The sequence below is a fragment of the Kitasatospora sp. DSM 101779 genome (genome assembly GCF_025655475.1).
In the GTDB taxonomy this organism is placed as follows: domain Bacteria; phylum Actinomycetota; class Actinomycetes; order Streptomycetales; family Streptomycetaceae; genus Kitasatospora.
Map to the genome: position 1 here is coordinate 6501504 of NZ_JAHTIK010000001.1, position 15334 is coordinate 6516837.

A 15334-nucleotide genomic window follows, 5' to 3' on the forward strand; every position below is an offset into this window, starting at 1 on the left:
GCCCGCGCCCGGGGCCTGTCCCCCGGCGGGGGCTGCCGGTGCCGCGGCGGGTGCCGGTGCCGGCGGGGCGAACGGGTTGAAGTCCGGCGGGGGAACGCGCACCGGCGTGCCCTTGGGCCGCTCCGGGGCCGCGGTGGGCACAGGCTCGGCGGCCGACGCCAGGGCGGGCTCGGCAGCGACCGGCACCGGTGCCGGAGCGGGGGCGGGCGGAGCTGCGGGCACCACCGGCGGCGCCGCAGGCATCGGCGGCACGGCCGGCGGCTGCTCGAAGACGGCCTGCGGCAGCGTCGGGGCGGTGACGGGCGGCCCGACGGGCACCGGGGAGTCGGGCGCCGCAGGGGCGGGCACGGGAGCGGGCGCCGGGGGAGCGGCCGGTGCGGGTACGGCGGCGACCGGCTCCGCAACGGGCTGCGCGACCGGCTGCGGCTGCGCGGCACCCACGCCGTCCCAGCCGAGCTGCACGCTCTGCAGGACGTCCGCGAACACGCCCGCGTACAGCTCCCAGTCCTCGGCCTGCACGGTGCCGAGCTGCAGGACCAGCGAGGTGGCGCCGTCCGGCAGCGGAAGCACCGCCTCGACGACCGAGCTGACGGCCCATCGGCGCCGGCCGTCGGCCGTGAGCTCCGCCGGCACCGGTGAGGTGCGCGGCTCGACCAGCAGCGCGGCGGGGCCGGCCGGCAGCAGGACCGTCCAGACCTCGGCGTGCGGCCGTGCGTCGGCCAGCTGGACGGCCAGCCGGTCGGCCGGGCCGCTGGACCGGTGGAGCGAGACGGTGAGCGAGGCGTGGCTCGTCCGGCCCTCGGCGCTCAGCGCGCAGAGCCCGGCGAAGACCACCCCGGCCGCGGCGGCCTCGCCGGCCAGCGAGGCGGCGATCACCGACCAGTCGCGGCGCACCGCCGGACCGGCGCCGGCGAACAGCTCCTCCGCGACCTCGGCCAGGTGGGCGGCGACCGCGGCGCCGCCGCCGCGGGCGGTCAGCGGATGGAAGACCGGCGGCACCACCAGGCGGACCTCGGTGCCGGAGCCGGTGGACAGCTCCTCGGGTGCGCGGGTGGGCCGCTCGGAGGCGAGTGCGGCGAGTTCGGCCGTGAACGGCGGGCGGAGCTTGGCGTCGCCGGGCTCGGGCGCCACCGGCAGCCGGAAGGCACCCGGAACGGCGTCGCCCGCGGTGGCGTCGACCGCGACCCCGCGGACCTCGCCGGCCCCGAACCGGGCGGCCAGTGCGGCCGTCGCGCCGGCGGCCGACTCGATGCGGCGGGCCGTGCCGCCCTCGACCACGGTGCCCAGCCCACGGACCGTCAGCACACCCGGCCCGCCCGGGGCGATCCGCAGGCCGAACAGGGCGTCGGCGGACGGGTGGGCCTCGCGGCGGAAGGCCGTCAGGGACCCGGCGGCGTAGTGGGTGGCCCGTTCGTCCAACAGGGCCTCGGCCAGTACGTCGAGTGTTGCGGCGATCCGCTCCGCGCCGGCGAAACCGTCCAGAGTCATGCGCCGAGCCCCCCTCGCTCTCGGTGGAAAATCTGTCCACTTTCTATCAGACCGGGCCGACGCCGCGGTGACCCCCCGAAGCCCACCGGCCCTTCGCCCCCGCTGTGTTGCGGCAGGCCGTACGGCGTACGGTCAGGAACCCGACGCCAGGTGTCCGAGGGCGTCGGCGATGCCGTCGACGGCGAGCAGGCCGCTGAGGTCGCGGACCAGTCCCGCGCACGGGCCGTCGGGGCGCTCGTCGGCGAAGAAGGCGGCGAACTCGGCGGCCAGTTCGGGTTCGCGGGAGGCCGTGACGGCCAGCGCAGCGACCAGCTCCTGCACCAGCTGCAGCTGCAACTCCTCGCGGGGCACGGCTCGTTCGCCCAGCCAGTCGAGCGAGCTGATCTCCGCGTTGGCGATCCAGGCGCGGACGGTCCGGCGCACCCCGGGGCTCGCCCCGGGCAGGGCCAGGTGCAGCAGGATCTGCTCCTGCGCGGCCCGCCGCACCTCGTCGATCACCGCGTTGGTGCCCGGGCTGGCGGCGACCGAGCCGCCGCGCAGCAGGGCGGCGAAGCCGGGGCCGTGGCTGTCCACGAAGTCCAGGTAGCGCCCCATGACCCGCAGCAGCCGCTCGGACAGCGGCCCCTCGGCGGGCTCCTCGAACCGGGCGGTCAGCTCCTGGCCGGCCCGGCGCAGCGACTCCTCGTAGATCGCCTGCTTGCCGGGGAAGTAGTGGTACACCAGCGGCCGGGAGGCGCCGGCCGCCGCTGCGATGTCGTCGATCGACACCTCCTCCGGGGGACGCCGGCTGAACAGCTCCAGGGCCACCGCGATCAACTGCTCCCGCCGCTCGTCGACGCTGAGCCGGCGCCGGGGCGCCTTGTCGGCACGGCTGGGCTGATCCTCCGACCGGGGCGCCGCCGAGGGCGTACGGGAAACCATGGCGCCACCCTATCCAGGCCGGACCGTCGGATGATCACCTGATCATGGGATTCCCGCCGCCGGACAGAGGTGACGAAAGTCTGACGTCGGCCCGCAGGCCCTGGTCGGCGGGCGCGCGGAGTGGTCGAATCGAGGGGTGAACGAATCCACCGGTACGCCGGTCGGGCGCCGGGTGGTGCTCGGCATGCTGGGCCTCGGGGCGGCGGGCGTCGCCGCGGGCCCGCACCTGCAGCGCGTCGTCGAGGCGGTCACCAGCCGTGACCCGACGGGCCTGACCGACCTGGTGCCGGGCGGCGGCGGGTTCCGCTACTACTCGGTGGTCGCGTCGGTGCCCGGGCGCACGGCCGCCGACTACACGCTGCGGATCGACGGCCTGGTCGACCGGCCGACCACGCTGCGGCTCGCCGACCTGCAGGCGATGCCGCAGACCCGGATCGTCCACGACGTGCAGTGCGTCACCGGCTGGCGGGTGCCGGCCACCCCGTTCGAGGGGGTGCGCCTCAGCCTGCTGCTGGAGCGGGCCGGTGTCCGGGACGGCGCCGCCGCGGTGCGGTTCAGCTGCTTCGACGGCGCGTACGGCGAGAGCCTCACCCTCGACCAGGCCCGCCGCGACGACGTGCTGGTCGCGCTGCGGATGCAGGACCGCCCGCTCGGCCACGCGCACGGCGGCCCCGTCCGGCTGTACGTCGCGCCGATGTACTTCTACAAGTCGGCCAAGTGGCTCTCCGGGATCACGGTGACCCCCGAGGTCCACCCCGGCTACTGGGAGCGCCTCGGCTACGACGTCGACGCCTGGGTCGGCCGCTCCAACGGACGCGACGATGCACCCACCGGCTGACCCCGGGCACGCCGCCCGCCCCGCCGCCCGGGTGGCCCGCTTCGCCCGCGCCGAGCGCCTGGTGCACCGGGTCACCGCCGCCCTGGTGCTGACCTGCGTGGCCACTGCGCTGATGCTCTACTACCCGCCGCTGTCCGAACTGGTCGGCCGCCGCCGGCTGGTGGTCGTGGTCCACGAGTGGTGCGGACTGATGCTGCCGGCCCCGCTGCTGCTCGGCCTCGCCTCCCGGGCGCTGCGGGCCGACCTGGGCTGGCTGAACCGGTTCACCGCGGCCGACCGCCGCTGGCTGCGGGCCGTCCGCCGCCGCTCGTACGACCGGCCGGCGGGCAAGTTCAACGCCGGGCAGAAGCTGTACGCGGCGTGGATCGCCGGGGCGCTGCTGGTCATGCTCGGCACGGGCCTGCTGATGTGGTTCACGCACCTGGCACCGCTGGTCTGGCGGACCGGGGCGACCTTCGTCCACGACTGGCTGGCGGTCGCCGTGGGGGTGGTGGTGGCCGGCCACGTCTGGATGGCGGTGCGCGACCCGGAGGCCCGCCGCGGCATGCGCACCGGGCTGGTCGACCGGCACTGGGCCGCCCGCGAGCACCCCGACTGGGACCTTGGGGACGAGCGGGCCCCTCAGGACGGACGGGACTCCAGGTAGCGCTGGTAGGCCTCCCGGCCGTCGGCCACGAAGTCCCACTCGGCGAGCCGCTCGGCGAGCTCCTCCTCGGTCAGCCAGCCGTGCCAGGCCACCTCCTCGACCTGCGGGGAGACCGGACCGTCCCAGCGGGCCTCGTGCAGGTCGCAGAACCAGGACAGCCCGTCCTGCCGGAACAGGAACCGGAACAGCGGCACCGGCTCGATCCCCCGCACCCCGAGCTCCTCCTCGGCCTCCCGGACGGCGGCCCGTGCGTACGACTCCCCGGAGCCGACCACCCCGCCGACGAAGCAGTCGTAGGCGCCGGGGGCGAACAGCTTGGTGTCCGTGCGCCGGTGCACGAAGATCCGGTCCCGCGGGTCGCGGACCAGGATGAACACACAGCGGTGGGTCAGGCCGTCCCGGTACACCTCGGCGCGGGTCGCGGTGCCGACCACCCGGTCCTGGTCGTCCACCACGTCGAGCAGTTCTTCGGCGGGGTTCGTCATGCTCGGGACACTACCGCCGGAGGGGGGCGGGCCGCGGTCGGTTGCCACCTCCCGGGCCGGTGCCGCCCCGGTACCCCGGCGGCACCGGTAGGACCACCCGACTATCGTTCCAACCGGAGACGCAGGCGAGGAACGGCGGGGAACGTGGCAGCGGTGGAGATCTGGGGCGAGACGGCGGCGGGCTTCGAACCCGTCCGTGAGGCCTTCGCCCGCAACTTCCGCGATTACGGCGAGCTCGGCGCCGCCTTCGCGCTCTACCGGGACGGCCGCAAGGTGGTCGACCTGTGGGGCGGCGACGCCCGGCCCGAGGTCGGCGGGTGGCCCGCCCCCGCCCTGCCGTGGACCGCCGACACCGCCCAGGTGCTGCGCTCCGTCACGAAGGGGCTCACCGCCGCCACCGCACTGCACCTCGTCCAGCAGGGCCTGCTCGACCTGGACGCCCCGGTCGTCTCCTACTGGCCCGAGTTCGCGGCCGCCGGCAAGGAACGCATCCCCGTCCGCTGGCTGCTCTCGCACCAGGCCGGACTGCCCGTGCTGGACGTGCCGCTGCGCCTGGAGGACCTGCTGACCTGGGAGCCGGCCGCCGCCGCGGTCGCCTCGCAGGCCCCCGCCTGGGAGCCCGGCACGGCCCACGGCTACCACCCCTACACCTTCGGCTGGCTGGTCGGCGAGGTCGTCCGGCGGGTCAGCGGCCGCAGCATCGGCCACTACCTGGCCGAGGAGATCGCCCAGCCGCTCGGCCTCGACCTGTGGATCGGCCTGCCCGCGGGGGCGGCGCCACGGGTCGGCCGACTGGTCGACCTGCCCGCGCCCGAGGCCGCGCAGACCGGCCCGAGCGGCATGAAGGTCCGTCCCAAGGCCTCCGTGGTGCGGGCCTACCAGGACCGAACCTCGCTGACCGCCCGGGCGTTCGGCGCCGTGCTCGCCGCCGTCGACCTCAACGACCCCGCGGTACAGGCCGCCGAGGTGCCCGGCGCCGGCGGCATCGGCACCGCGCGGTCGGTGGCCCGGTTCTACGCCTCGCTGATCGGCGCCGCCGACCGGCACGGCGGCGCGCCGGGCGAGCGGCTGCCCGCCCTGTTCGGCCCGGAGGTGCTGAAGGAGGCGATGGGCCCCGCGGTCAGCGGCCCGGACAAGGTGCTGATCGTCAACACCACCTTCGGCCACGGCTTCTTCCGGCACGCCGCCACCTCCCCGATGGCCACGCCGGCGAGCTTCGGCCACCCCGGCCGCGGCGGCTCGCTCGGCTTCGCCGACCCGGAGCTCGGCATCGGCTTCGGCTACGTCACCAACGGCATGCAGCCCGGCGTGACCGGCGACATCCGCTCCCGCAGCCTGATGGCCGCCGTACGGGCCTGTCTGGAAGGCAGGACCGGCTGACCGGCGGGCGACGCCGGCACGGACGGGCCCGCGGACGCCCGAGGGCGCCCGGTCGTGCCCGCCGGCGTGCCGGAGCGTGGCTCCCAGGCCCTGTTCGCGCAGCCACTCCAGCTGCCGCTGCTGCCGGGAGGCCCGTCCGCCGGCGTGGGCGCCGAAGCGCCACACCTCGATCGCGCCCGGACCGCCGTACCGGTGGAGGAGGCGGAGACGGTCGACGGCGGGCATACGTGCGTGACCGTGGCCGGGCCGCCGTGTGCCCGGGCCGTGGCGGGCGTCCTCCGGGGCCGCGGAGCGGGCCTACGCCTGGCCGGTCTCGAAACGGCTGATCCGGTCGCCGTCCACGGTGAACCGCCACGCGGTGCGCATCTCGCCCCAGGTGTCGTTGCGGTAGTTGGCGATCAGGGCGAGGCCGCCGTCCTTCTCGGTCTGGACGTCCATGTGCCCGCGGGAGGAGAAGATCTCCCGCTCAGCCCAGGCCGCCAGCGGGCGGTCCGAACCGTCGTCGGACATCGTGGCGTCCGGGGTCAGCACGGCGAAGAACGCCGTCGGGTCGCCCCCGTTGATCGCGCTGACCAGCGCGCGGACGGCGGGATTGGACAGCTTGGCGGCGGGGATCGTCATGGTCGGGGCCTCCTCGTCCCGGGGTGCACGGCACGGTGCCGTGCTTCCCAGAGACCACGGGGCCAGGGCGCCCGCCAGCGGCGTGCGCCGTCCGCGCCCCGCCTCCGCGGCACCGGGCCCGGGCTGTGCTTTGATCCGCTTCCGGGGGCCACCGCGGGGAACCGCCGACGGAAGGAGTGCCCTGGATGGGGCCGGCCGAACTGATCGTCCTGACGTTCCCGCAGGAGGCCATCACCGCCGAGAGCGCCCGCGCCCTCGCCGCGCTGCGGACGGGCGGGGACATCCGGGTGGTCGACGCCCTGGTCGTCACCCGCCGCACCGACGGCACCGTCGAGTACGCCGAGGTCGGTGAGGTGGAGCACCTGCACGGGGTGGTCGCGGCCGGCGGGCACGAGCTGCCGCTGATCGGACCGGCCGACGCCGAGGAGGCTGCCGCCCTGCTCGCCCCGGGCACCGTCGCGGTGGTCGTGCTGATCGAGCACCTGTGGGCGCAGAGCGCCGCGGCCGCCCTCGGCGCGGTCGGCGGGCGGATCGCCTCGGGCGTGCGGATCCCGCCGGAGCGGATCGAGGAGGCCGTCCGCGCGGCCCGCGCCCGGAACGGGCGCTGACGCACCGCCGTTCGGGGCAGGCCCCGGTCCGTCCGGCGAACCACATCCGAGCTGCGCAGTTCCCGCGCCCGGGATGTGTCCTTCATCTCCGCACAGGTGTGCCGGAGGCTCTGGTCGCAGGGCGCCCGTTCCGCTACGGTGGGTGCATCGCCGATCACCCGGTGCGGTAGCGGCCCGTCCGCCGTTCCCAGTGCAGGTAGCCCGCCAGCCAGGCGGTCATGCCGTCGGCGTAGCGCTGCGCGATGCCGCGCTGCTCCTCGTCGAGCTCCAGCTCGCGGAAGGCGCAGGGCAGTTCGGCGAGCAGCCGGGTGTAACGGTCGACCAGCAGCTGCGCCTCGGCGAGGACGATCGAGCAGGCCTCCTCCGGCGGGCAGGAGCGCTCCCGCTGGACGATCATCACCAGGTTGTACACGTCCCCGCGCGGCGCCTCCAGCGGGTAGGAGTGGACGTCGTTGCTGTACGAGGGGATGTCGGCGGCGACCTGGCGCAGCTGCCGCAGCACCGGGTGGTGGAAGGTGCTCTGGGGCACCGTGAACCGGCCGAGCCGCTCCACCATGTCGAAGATGGTCTCCATGGCCGCCGTTCCCCGACGGAGCGTCAGATAGCCCTCGCGGTCCGGGATCCGGCCGGAGGCGCGGCCGGCCGCCTCGGCGGGATGGCTGGCGAAGTACCACTCCCAGTTGGCCGCGGCCCGCGCCCGCCAGCGGCCGGGCATGCCGGCCGTGGACCGTCTCCACAGGTCCGCGAAGGCCCGCTCCACGTCGGAGGTGCCGTCCGGCAGGGCTCCGTGCAGGATCGTGGTCATCCGGTCGCAGATCCGGGCGACCTCGGCCGGGCGGCGGCCCAGCGAGCTGTCGAACTGGTCGTCGAAGAGAAAGAAGAAGCCCAACATGTCGGCGGCGAGGACGAGTTCGTCGGGGTCGGCGTCCGGATGGCTGAATGCGGCGAGCTCGGCGACCTCCCAGTGGCCGTAGACCGTGGCGTCCGCGACGTCCGCCAGCTCGCGGTGGCGGTCGAGCCACGCGCGGTGCCGTTCGGCGGCGTGGGCGTGGTGCCCGCTGCGCCGGTGCGGGAACGGGAAGTCGAGCGAGCTGTCGTCGGACATGGTGCTCCCAGCCAGGTGACTCTTCGATCCGGTGCTGTGCGTGAGCGTCGTGCGGTGACCCCGATGCTGAATACTGGGACGTGCTGAAGATCGACTGTGCCGTCCGGCCCGGCAGACTACCCGATCGGATCATCAGATGGCATGCGCACCAGGGCACTTGCCCTGGCCCCGCGCCCTCAACCCTCGGCTCCCGCCGGGGCCTGCACGAATGCCGCCCGCGCGGGCGTGCACGGCGCTAGGGTCGTTTGCGGAACGACGAACGGACGAGGCGGAGGCGCGGCGGTGGCGGCAGATCAGAACGGGCAGGGCGAACAGGAGTACGTCACCTCGCCGACCGAGGAGACCCTGCGCGAGCGCGACGCGGAACTGCACGCCGCCGACGAGGCGGTAGCCCGGCTCTGCCGCAAGTTCGCCGCCGGCGGCACCGAGATCGGCGAGGTGCTGTGCTACTCCGGCCCCGGCGGCATGGGCAAGACCTCGCTGCTGCACCGGGTCCGCCGCCTGGCCAAGCTCCAGCCCGACTGCACTGTGCTCTTCGCCCGCGGCGGCGAGCGCCAGCGCAACGAACCCTTCCGCGTGCTGCGGCAGTTGCTGCAGCCGGTGCTCGGCGCGCTGCTCGAGGACGAGAAGCAGGAGGTCTTCGGCAACTGGTACGGCATCGTCGGCCCCGCGATCGGCCTCGTCCCGCCGTCCGACGAGCTGGAGCCGCTCGACCCGCAGGGCGTGCGCGACGGCCTCGACTTCGTCTTCACCCAACTCGCGCCGCGCCGGGCCCCGTTGGTGATGGTGGTCGACGACCTCCACTGGGCCGACCAGGAGTCCCTCAGCTGGCTCGCCGCCTTCGCCGTCCGCTCCCGCGAACTGCCCGTCCTGCTCGTCCTCGCCTACCGCGACGAGTTCGACCACAAGGCGCTCCCGCTGCGCCACCAGATCGAGTCCATCGCCCAGCACCGCCACGAACTGCGCCGCCTCACCCCGGACACCGTCGCCGACCTCGTCCGCGCCGAGCTCGGCCCGCACGCCGAGGACGCCTTCTGCCGCCAGGTCTGGGCGGTCACCGGCGGTACCCCGTACGAGGTCGTCGCCCTGCTCCGCGAGGTCCGCGACCAGGCGCTGGAGCCCAGCGAGGAGAACGCCCGCAGGCTGCACGACCTCGCCGCCGCGGCCCGCGGCGAGACCCTGCAGCACTGGCTGGACAAGCTCGGCCCCACCACCCTGCGGTTCGCCTGGGCCGCCGCCCTGCTCGGCACCGACATCCGGCAGAGCCTCGCCGCCACCATCTCCGCCCAGGGGCCCGACCAGGCCGAGGAGTCCGTGCGCCTGCTGCGCCGCCAGCGCGTCCTCACCAGCCAGCCCAACGGCCGGCTGGAGTTCGTCCACCCGCTGATCGGCACCTCGATCTACCTCACCATGCCGGCCGCCACCAAGACCGCCATGCACGGCATCGCGGCCACCGCCATCGAGAACGCCGGCGGCACCATGCTCGCCGCCTCCCGGCACCTGCTGGAGGTGCTGCCGGAGGGCGACGACGCCATCGTCCGCAAGCTGCGCAAGGCCGCCCAGGAACATCTCGCGATCGGCGCCCCGGACGCCGCCAAGCGCTGCCTCGAACGCGCCCTCAACGAGCCGCCGGACGACGACATCCGCGCCGAGGTGATGTACGAGCTCGGCTGTTCCGCCCTGCTCACCGACCCGGCCGCCACCGTCAACCAGCTCACCATGGCCCTGGAGCCGGAGAACGGCCTCAGCGCCGCGCTGCGGGCCGACGCCACCTTCCGGCTCTCCGAGGCGCTCGCCCACGCCGGGCAGCTGACCCGGGCCGCGACGGTCTGCCAGGAGGAGGCGCAGCGCACCCCGCACGGCCCGGGCCGGCTGCGCCTGCAGGCGGCGCACTTCATGTGGGCCGCCTTCCAGCGCGACGAGGACGACGCCGTCGGCCGCTCCCAGCGCTTGGACGAGCTTGCCGCCTCGCTCACCGGCCGCGACAGCGCCGAACGCGCCGTGATGGCCATGCGGGCCTGGGACCTCACGCTGCGCGGCGAGTCCGCCGCCCGTGCCGTGGAGCTCGCCGACCGGGCCCTGGTCAACGGCCGGCTGCCCGCCGAACTCGGCTGGACGGGCACCACCTGGGGCTTCGAACTGCCCGCCCTGATCGGCCTCACCCTCACCTACACCGACGAACTCATCCGCGCCGAGCGGCTGTTCTCCGACGCGATCATGGAGTTCGAGGTCGCCGGCTGGAGCGGCGCCCACCGCGGCTTCGCCTACTTCCTGATGGGTCTCGTCCGGTTCCGCCGCGGCTTCCTGCTGGAGGCCGAGGACTTCCTCCGCCGCGGTCTGCGGATCTCCGAGCGGATCGCCCCCGACCTGCCGCTGCAGTGGGACATCGTCGGCGTGCTCGCCGACACCCTGCTCGCCCGCGGCCGTGTCCAGGAGGCCTGGGAGCTCGCCCAGCAGTACCGCTTCGCCCCGCCGTACCACGAGACCGCGATGGTGCTGCCCGACGCGCCCACCCTCTACGGCAAGCTGCTGCTCGCCCGCGGCGAGCTCACCGAGGCCGCCAAGGTGCTGCGGCAGGTCGGCGATCAGCTCACCGCCCGCGGCCGCCACAACACCGTCTGGGCACCCTGGGCCGGCCACCTCGCGCTCGCCCTCGCGCCGGACGACCCGGACGGCGCCCGCGAGTACGCGCAGCTCGGCGTGGACCGCGCCCGGCACTTCGGCTCGGCCTCCGCGGTCGGCGCGGCCCTGCGTCTGCAGGCCGCCGTCAGCGACGGCCCGGTCGCGGTCGAGCTCCTGGAGGAGGCGGTGGCCGTGCTGGGCCAGTCCCCGGCCGGCCACGAGCACGCGCACGCCCTGGTGGACCTCGGCGCCGCCCTGCGCCGCAGTGGCCGGCTGGTCGACGCCGGTGAGTACCTGTACCAGGGCATGGAGCTCGCCCAGCAGTGCGGCGCCGACGGCCTGGTCGCCCGCGCCCGCCGCGAGCTCTCCGTCTCCGGGCTGCGCCCCAACCGGCTCCGCACGCTCACCAAGGACGCCCTCAGCCAGCACGAGTGGGAGGTCGCCGAACTCGCCGTCCGCGGCCTGCCGCCGCAGCGGATCGCCGACCACCTCGACCTGCCGCTCAGCCTGGTGCACCGCCGGCTGGCCGCCGTGCACCGCAAAGCGGGCACCGGGCCGGAGGGCCTGGCGGCCGCCCTCGGGCTGCCCGACAAGGACTCCCGCGACGGCGACGGCGCCTGAGCCCGGCCGACGCCGCCGACCGGCCGGGGCACGTACGGCGCAGCAGCGCCGTGCCGGGCCCCGGCCGGGCTAGGCTGCTCCCGGAGCGACAAGATCGCCCATAATCGAACAGCTGTCGAGGTGAGGCGGTCGCGGCCGCTTCGGTGAGGAGCAGGCCATGGCGGCATCCGCACAGGCCACGGAGGTCCGGCACGGGCCCTTCGAACCCAGCGGCGCGGGCGCGGCGATCGAGCGCTGGACCCTGCGCAACGGCCCGCTGGAGGCCAGCGTCCTCACCCTTGGCGCCACCCTGCACACCCTCACCGCACCCGACCGCTCCGGCACGCCCGAGCAGATCCTGCTCTCCACCGAGGAACTCCCGCTGATCCTCGGCGCCGCCCGCCACTACGGCACCACCGTCGGCCGCTACGCCAACCGGATCGCCGACTCCCGGATCACCGTCGACGGCGAGGAGTACCCGCTCGCCCCCACCGGCAACGGCGTCACCCTGCACGGCGGCCCGGACGGCTTCGCCCACCGGATCTGGGAGGCCGAGGAGATCCCCGGCGGCGTCCGGCTGAAGCTGCACAGCCCCGACGGCGACCAGGGCTTCCCCGGCGGACTCGACGTCACCGTCTCCTACACCCTCTCCGCCGACGCCGTGACCATCGACTACCACGCCGTCACCAGCAAGCCCACCGTGGTCAACCTGACCAACCACGCCTACTTCAACCTCGCCGGCGAGGGCAGCGGCGACGTGCTCGGCCACCTGCTCACCCTGGACGCCGACCACTACACCCCGGTCGACGCCCGGCAGATCCCGCTCGGGCCGTTCGAGGCGGTGGCCGGCACACCCTTCGACTTCACCACCGCCCGGCCGATCGGCAAGGGGATCGCCGAGAACCACCCGCAGGTGGCCGCCGCCCGCGGCTACGACCACAACTGGGTGCTGCGCGAGCGCCCCGCCGACGGCAGCCCGGCCCGCGCCGCCCTGCTGGAGGACCCGGAGAGCGGCCGCACCCTGGAGGTGCTCACCACCGAGCCCGGCATCCAGGTCTACACCGCCAACGGCTTCCACGGCGCGGTCACCGGCGCCCGCGGCGTCCCGTACGGCCCGTACGCCGGCGTCGCCCTGGAGACCCAGCACCACCCGGACTCGCCGCACCACCCCTCGTACCCGTCGACGGTGCTGCGTCCGGGCGAGGAGTTCCGCTCGACGACGGTGCTGCGCCTGGGCACCGTCTGAGGCCCGGCGACCGTCCGGGGAGGGGCCGCGAGCCCGCCCGACCGGGAAAGGTTGCTGCAAACCACCGCAACGACGGCCCGTTGCCGCCGGGGACGACCCGGCCGGCACGGGCCGTTCGCATGCCCCGGCCGGCCAGGAGCGATGCAGGCCACAGGGGGTCCCGGGGCGGGTTCGTGTGACGGCAACTCGGAGGACACGCGGATGTAACGATCTGAATGACGCTTGCAGAAAGTTGCTGCAAGGGCTTTCAGGTTGGCTTTCGGCGCTGTTACGTTCCTCCCCAAGCCCGACGGCCGCAACGGCGCAGTCGGCACGGGACAGCCATTATGCGCGGTCCTCCACCAATTCGGGCACCCCCACCTTCCTAGGAGTTCTCATGCGGCGTGGCATCGCGGCCTCCGCTCTCGTTGCGGCCCTTGCGGTATCTCTTGCAGCCTGTGGCAGCAGCGGCTCCGGCTCGGACGCCAAGGGCGACGGCGGTCCGGTCACCATCACCTACTGGGACACGTCCAACGCCACCAACGAGGCTCCGACGTACCAGGCGCTGGTCCAGAAGTTCGAGGCCGCCAACCCGAACATCAAGGTCAACTTCGTCAACGTGCCGTTCGACCAGGCGCAGAACAAGCTGCAGACCGCGATGGGCGCCAAGGGCGCTCCGGACGCCTTCCGCTCCGAGGTCGGCTGGACCTCCGCCTTCGCCAAGGCCGGCTTCCTGGAGCCGCTGGACGGCACCCCGGCGCTCCCCGACGCGTCGGCCTTCCAGCCGAGCCTGATCCAGCAGGCGAAGTACGAGGGCAAGACCTACGGCGCGCCGCTGGTCACCGACACCCTCGGCCTGCTCTACAACAAGGACCTGTTCGCCAAGGCCGGCATCACCAAGGCCCCCGCGACCTGGGACGAGCTCAAGGCCGACGCCGCCCTGGTCAAGGACAAGGCCGGCGTGGACGGCTTCTTCATGCGGGCCGGCGACGGCTACTACGCGATGCCGTTCCTCTTCGGCGAGGGCACCGACATGGTGGACGCCAAGGGCAAGAAGATCAGCATCAACTCGCCCGAGGCCGTCAAGGCCGTCGAGACCTACAAGACGATGTTCACCTCGCCCGGCACCGTCAAGGCCGACACCACGACCGACTCGTACGCCCACATGATGGACGCGTTCAACACCGGCAAGGTCGCGATGATCATCCAGGGCCCCTGGGAGATCACCAACGTCTACAAGGGCGCCGCGTTCAGCAACAAGGCGAACCTGGGCATCGCGCCCGTCCCGGCCGGCTCCACCGGCAAGGCCGGCGCCCCCACCGGCGGCCACAACGTCTCCGTCTACGCCGGCTCCGACGCCGCCCACAAGGCCGCTGCCGAGAAGCTCGCCGCGTTCCTGACCTCGGCCGAGAGCCAGACCACCCTCGCGCTGAAGAACTCCACCCTGCCGACCCGTGGTGACGCCTACACCGCCGAGGTCAAGGCCAACCTGGGCATCGCGGGCTACCAGGCCATCCTGAGCTCCGCCCAGCCGCGGCCCGAGCTGCCCGAGTACGGCTCGCTGTTCGCCTCGATCGGCACCAACCTCGCCAAGATCGTCCAGGGCCAGGCCGACACCAAGACCGGCCTCGACGCCACCGCCGTCGACTACGCGAAGCTCCTCCCCGGCTTCGCCAAGTAACACCCCCGGCCGCCCCCGTACGAAGACCCAGTCGCCGACGCGAGGCGGCGGACCTCCCGAAAAGGTGTCAACAATGGCAGTCGCCGTGCAGGGCGCTCCCGGCAAGAGCAGCCGCGGCCGCGAACCGCGTCCGGGCCTCGTGGAGCGCATCAAGCTCTCGTACAGCAAGTACTGGTACGCCTACGCCATGATCGCGCCAGTCGTGATCGTGCTCGGCGTGCTCGTCGGCTATCCGCTCGTGCGCGGCGTCTACCTGACGCTCACCGACGCCACCAGCCTCAACACCGGCCGCCAGATCGGCGTCAACCACATCCCGGACAGCTTCACGTTCGTCGGCCTGCACAACTACGCCGATGTGCTGTGGGGCCCCGGCTCGTACGACCGATTCTGGTCGCACTTCGTGTGGACGATCGCCTGGACGGCCATCTGCGTCCTCCTGCACTACTCCATCGGCCTGGCGCTGGCCCTGCTGCTCAACCAGAAGCTCCGCGGCCGCGGCCTCTACCGCATGCTGCTGATCCTGCCCTGGGCCGTGCCGACCTTCGTCACCGTCTTCTCCTGGCGCCTGATGCTCGCCGACGGCGGTGCGATCAACGCCGTCCTCGGCTCCGTCGGCCTGCCGGAGCCCGGCTGGCTCTCCGACCCGTTCGCGCAGAAGGCCGCCGCCATCGCGGTCAACACCTGGGTCGGCGTGCCCTTCATGATGGTCTCGCTCCTCGGCGGCCTGCAGTCCATCCCGGCCGAGCTGTACGAGGCCGCCGAGATGGACGGCGCCAGCCCCTGGCAGCGCTTCCGCTACGTCACCCTGCCGGGCCTGCGCACCGTCAGCAGCACCGTCGTCCTGCTCGGCGTGATCTGGACCTTCAACCAGTTCGCCGTCATCTTCCTGCTGTTCGGCAACGGCGCCCCCGACGCCCAGATCCTGGTCACCTGGGCCTACCGCCTCGGCTTCGGCCAGATGCCCCGCGACTACGCGCAGTCCGCCACCTACGGCGTGCTGCTGCTCTCGCTCCTGATCGTCTTCACGAGCTTCTACCGCCGTTGGCTCGCCCGCAACGAGCAGGCGAACGGCTGAGCGCCGCGCGCATCCAGCAGACCAGCGACATCCACGAGG

General features: G+C 74.0%; 13 protein-coding genes. 8 read left to right on the forward strand and 5 right to left on the reverse strand.

The window, feature by feature from the left end:
* Window positions 1–1488: hypothetical protein (locus KSNIM_RS29600; protein ID WP_411543795.1), on the reverse strand; the 1488-nt coding region annotated here is incomplete at its 3' end.
* A gap of 132 nt (window positions 1489–1620) precedes the next feature.
* Complete coding sequence (locus KSNIM_RS29605; protein WP_263106190.1) at window positions 1621–2409, reverse strand: TetR/AcrR family transcriptional regulator; 789 nt, start codon at window positions 2407–2409, stop codon at window positions 1621–1623.
* A 184-nt stretch (window positions 2410–2593) separates the two neighbouring features.
* Here KSNIM_RS29605 and KSNIM_RS29610 point away from each other — a divergent pair, with 184 nt between their 5' ends.
* The gene (locus tag KSNIM_RS29610) at window positions 2594–3247 is read left to right on the forward strand and encodes a molybdopterin-dependent oxidoreductase (RefSeq protein ID WP_263108166.1); all 654 of its coding nucleotides are present in this window, start codon (window positions 2594–2596) and stop codon (window positions 3245–3247) included.
* Window positions 3231–3893: a cytochrome b/b6 domain-containing protein gene (locus KSNIM_RS29615; RefSeq protein WP_263106191.1), complete on the forward strand. Its 663-nt coding sequence runs from the start codon at window positions 3231–3233 to the stop codon at window positions 3891–3893. The genes KSNIM_RS29610 and KSNIM_RS29615 overlap by 17 nt, the downstream gene beginning before the upstream one ends.
* Here KSNIM_RS29615 and KSNIM_RS29620 read toward each other — a convergent pair.
* Entirely contained in the window at window positions 3869–4378 is a 510-nt protein-coding gene (locus KSNIM_RS29620; protein ID WP_263106192.1) for an NUDIX hydrolase, read from the reverse strand. The two genes, KSNIM_RS29615 and KSNIM_RS29620, sit on opposite strands and share 25 nt — an antisense overlap.
* Window positions 4379–4531: 153 nt before the next feature.
* On the opposite strand from KSNIM_RS29620, the gene KSNIM_RS29625 reads away from it, so the two are divergent.
* Window positions 4532–5758, forward strand: coding sequence for a serine hydrolase domain-containing protein (locus tag KSNIM_RS29625; RefSeq protein ID WP_263108167.1), 1227 nt, complete (start codon window positions 4532–4534; stop codon window positions 5756–5758).
* A 297-nt stretch (window positions 5759–6055) separates the two neighbouring features.
* On the opposite strand, the gene KSNIM_RS29630 is transcribed toward KSNIM_RS29625, so the two are convergent.
* Entirely contained in the window at window positions 6056–6379 is a 324-nt protein-coding gene (locus KSNIM_RS29630; RefSeq protein ID WP_263106193.1) for a nuclear transport factor 2 family protein, read from the reverse strand.
* Between the two features lie 185 nt (window positions 6380–6564).
* Here KSNIM_RS29630 and KSNIM_RS29635 point away from each other — a divergent pair, with 185 nt between their 5' ends.
* Entirely contained in the window at window positions 6565–6987 is a 423-nt protein-coding gene (locus KSNIM_RS29635) for a DUF6325 family protein (RefSeq protein WP_263106194.1), read from the forward strand.
* 154 nt (window positions 6988–7141) lie between these two features.
* Here the strand turns inward: KSNIM_RS29635 and KSNIM_RS29640 are convergent, their stop codons facing one another.
* Window positions 7142–8092, reverse strand: coding sequence for a terpene synthase family protein (locus tag KSNIM_RS29640; protein ID WP_263106195.1), 951 nt, complete (start codon window positions 8090–8092; stop codon window positions 7142–7144).
* A gap of 282 nt (window positions 8093–8374) precedes the next feature.
* Between KSNIM_RS29640 and KSNIM_RS29645 the strand changes: the two genes are divergently transcribed.
* The 4 genes from KSNIM_RS29645 (at window position 8375) to KSNIM_RS29660 (ending at window position 15295) form a co-directional block, all read left to right on the forward strand.
* A complete protein-coding gene (locus KSNIM_RS29645; protein ID WP_263106196.1) occupies window positions 8375–11335 on the forward strand; it encodes an ATP-binding protein in 2961 nt (986 codons plus the stop codon).
* 157 nt (window positions 11336–11492) lie between these two features.
* Entirely contained in the window at window positions 11493–12560 is a 1068-nt protein-coding gene (locus KSNIM_RS29650; RefSeq protein ID WP_263106197.1) for an aldose epimerase family protein, read from the forward strand.
* Window positions 12561–12936: 376 nt separating this feature from the next.
* Window positions 12937–14220 carry an extracellular solute-binding protein gene (locus KSNIM_RS29655; RefSeq protein WP_263106198.1) on the forward strand — a complete coding sequence of 428 codons (1284 nt, stop codon included), beginning with the start codon at window positions 12937–12939 and terminating at the stop codon, window positions 14218–14220.
* Window positions 14221–14293: 73 nt separating this feature from the next.
* On the forward strand, window positions 14294–15295 hold the full coding sequence (locus KSNIM_RS29660) for a carbohydrate ABC transporter permease (RefSeq protein WP_263106199.1): 1002 nt from the start codon (window positions 14294–14296) through the stop codon (window positions 15293–15295).
* The last annotated feature ends 39 nt before the right edge of the window (window positions 15296–15334 follow it).

Bases quoted from the DNA above. Each gene is read 5' to 3' on its own strand.
- KSNIM_RS29610 (WP_263108166.1), top strand. From the start codon at position 2,594: ATGCTGGGCCTCGGGGCGGCGGGCGTCGCCGCGGGCCCGCACCTGCAG.
- KSNIM_RS29650 (WP_263106197.1), top strand. From the start codon at position 11,493: ATGGCGGCATCCGCACAGGCCACGGAGGTCCGGCACGGGCCCTTCGAA.
- KSNIM_RS29655 (WP_263106198.1), top strand. From the start codon at position 12,937: ATGCGGCGTGGCATCGCGGCCTCCGCTCTCGTTGCGGCCCTTGCGGTA.
- KSNIM_RS29615 (WP_263106191.1), top strand. From the start codon at position 3,231: ATGCACCCACCGGCTGACCCCGGGCACGCCGCCCGCCCCGCCGCCCGG.
- KSNIM_RS29620 (WP_263106192.1), bottom strand. From the start codon at position 4,378: ATGACGAACCCCGCCGAAGAACTGCTCGACGTGGTGGACGACCAGGAC.
- KSNIM_RS29660 (WP_263106199.1), top strand. From the start codon at position 14,294: ATGGCAGTCGCCGTGCAGGGCGCTCCCGGCAAGAGCAGCCGCGGCCGC.
- KSNIM_RS29635 (WP_263106194.1), top strand. From the start codon at position 6,565: ATGGGGCCGGCCGAACTGATCGTCCTGACGTTCCCGCAGGAGGCCATC.
- KSNIM_RS29605 (WP_263106190.1), bottom strand. From the start codon at position 2,409: ATGGTTTCCCGTACGCCCTCGGCGGCGCCCCGGTCGGAGGATCAGCCC.
- KSNIM_RS29640 (WP_263106195.1), bottom strand. From the start codon at position 8,092: ATGTCCGACGACAGCTCGCTCGACTTCCCGTTCCCGCACCGGCGCAGC.
- KSNIM_RS29630 (WP_263106193.1), bottom strand. From the start codon at position 6,379: ATGACGATCCCCGCCGCCAAGCTGTCCAATCCCGCCGTCCGCGCGCTG.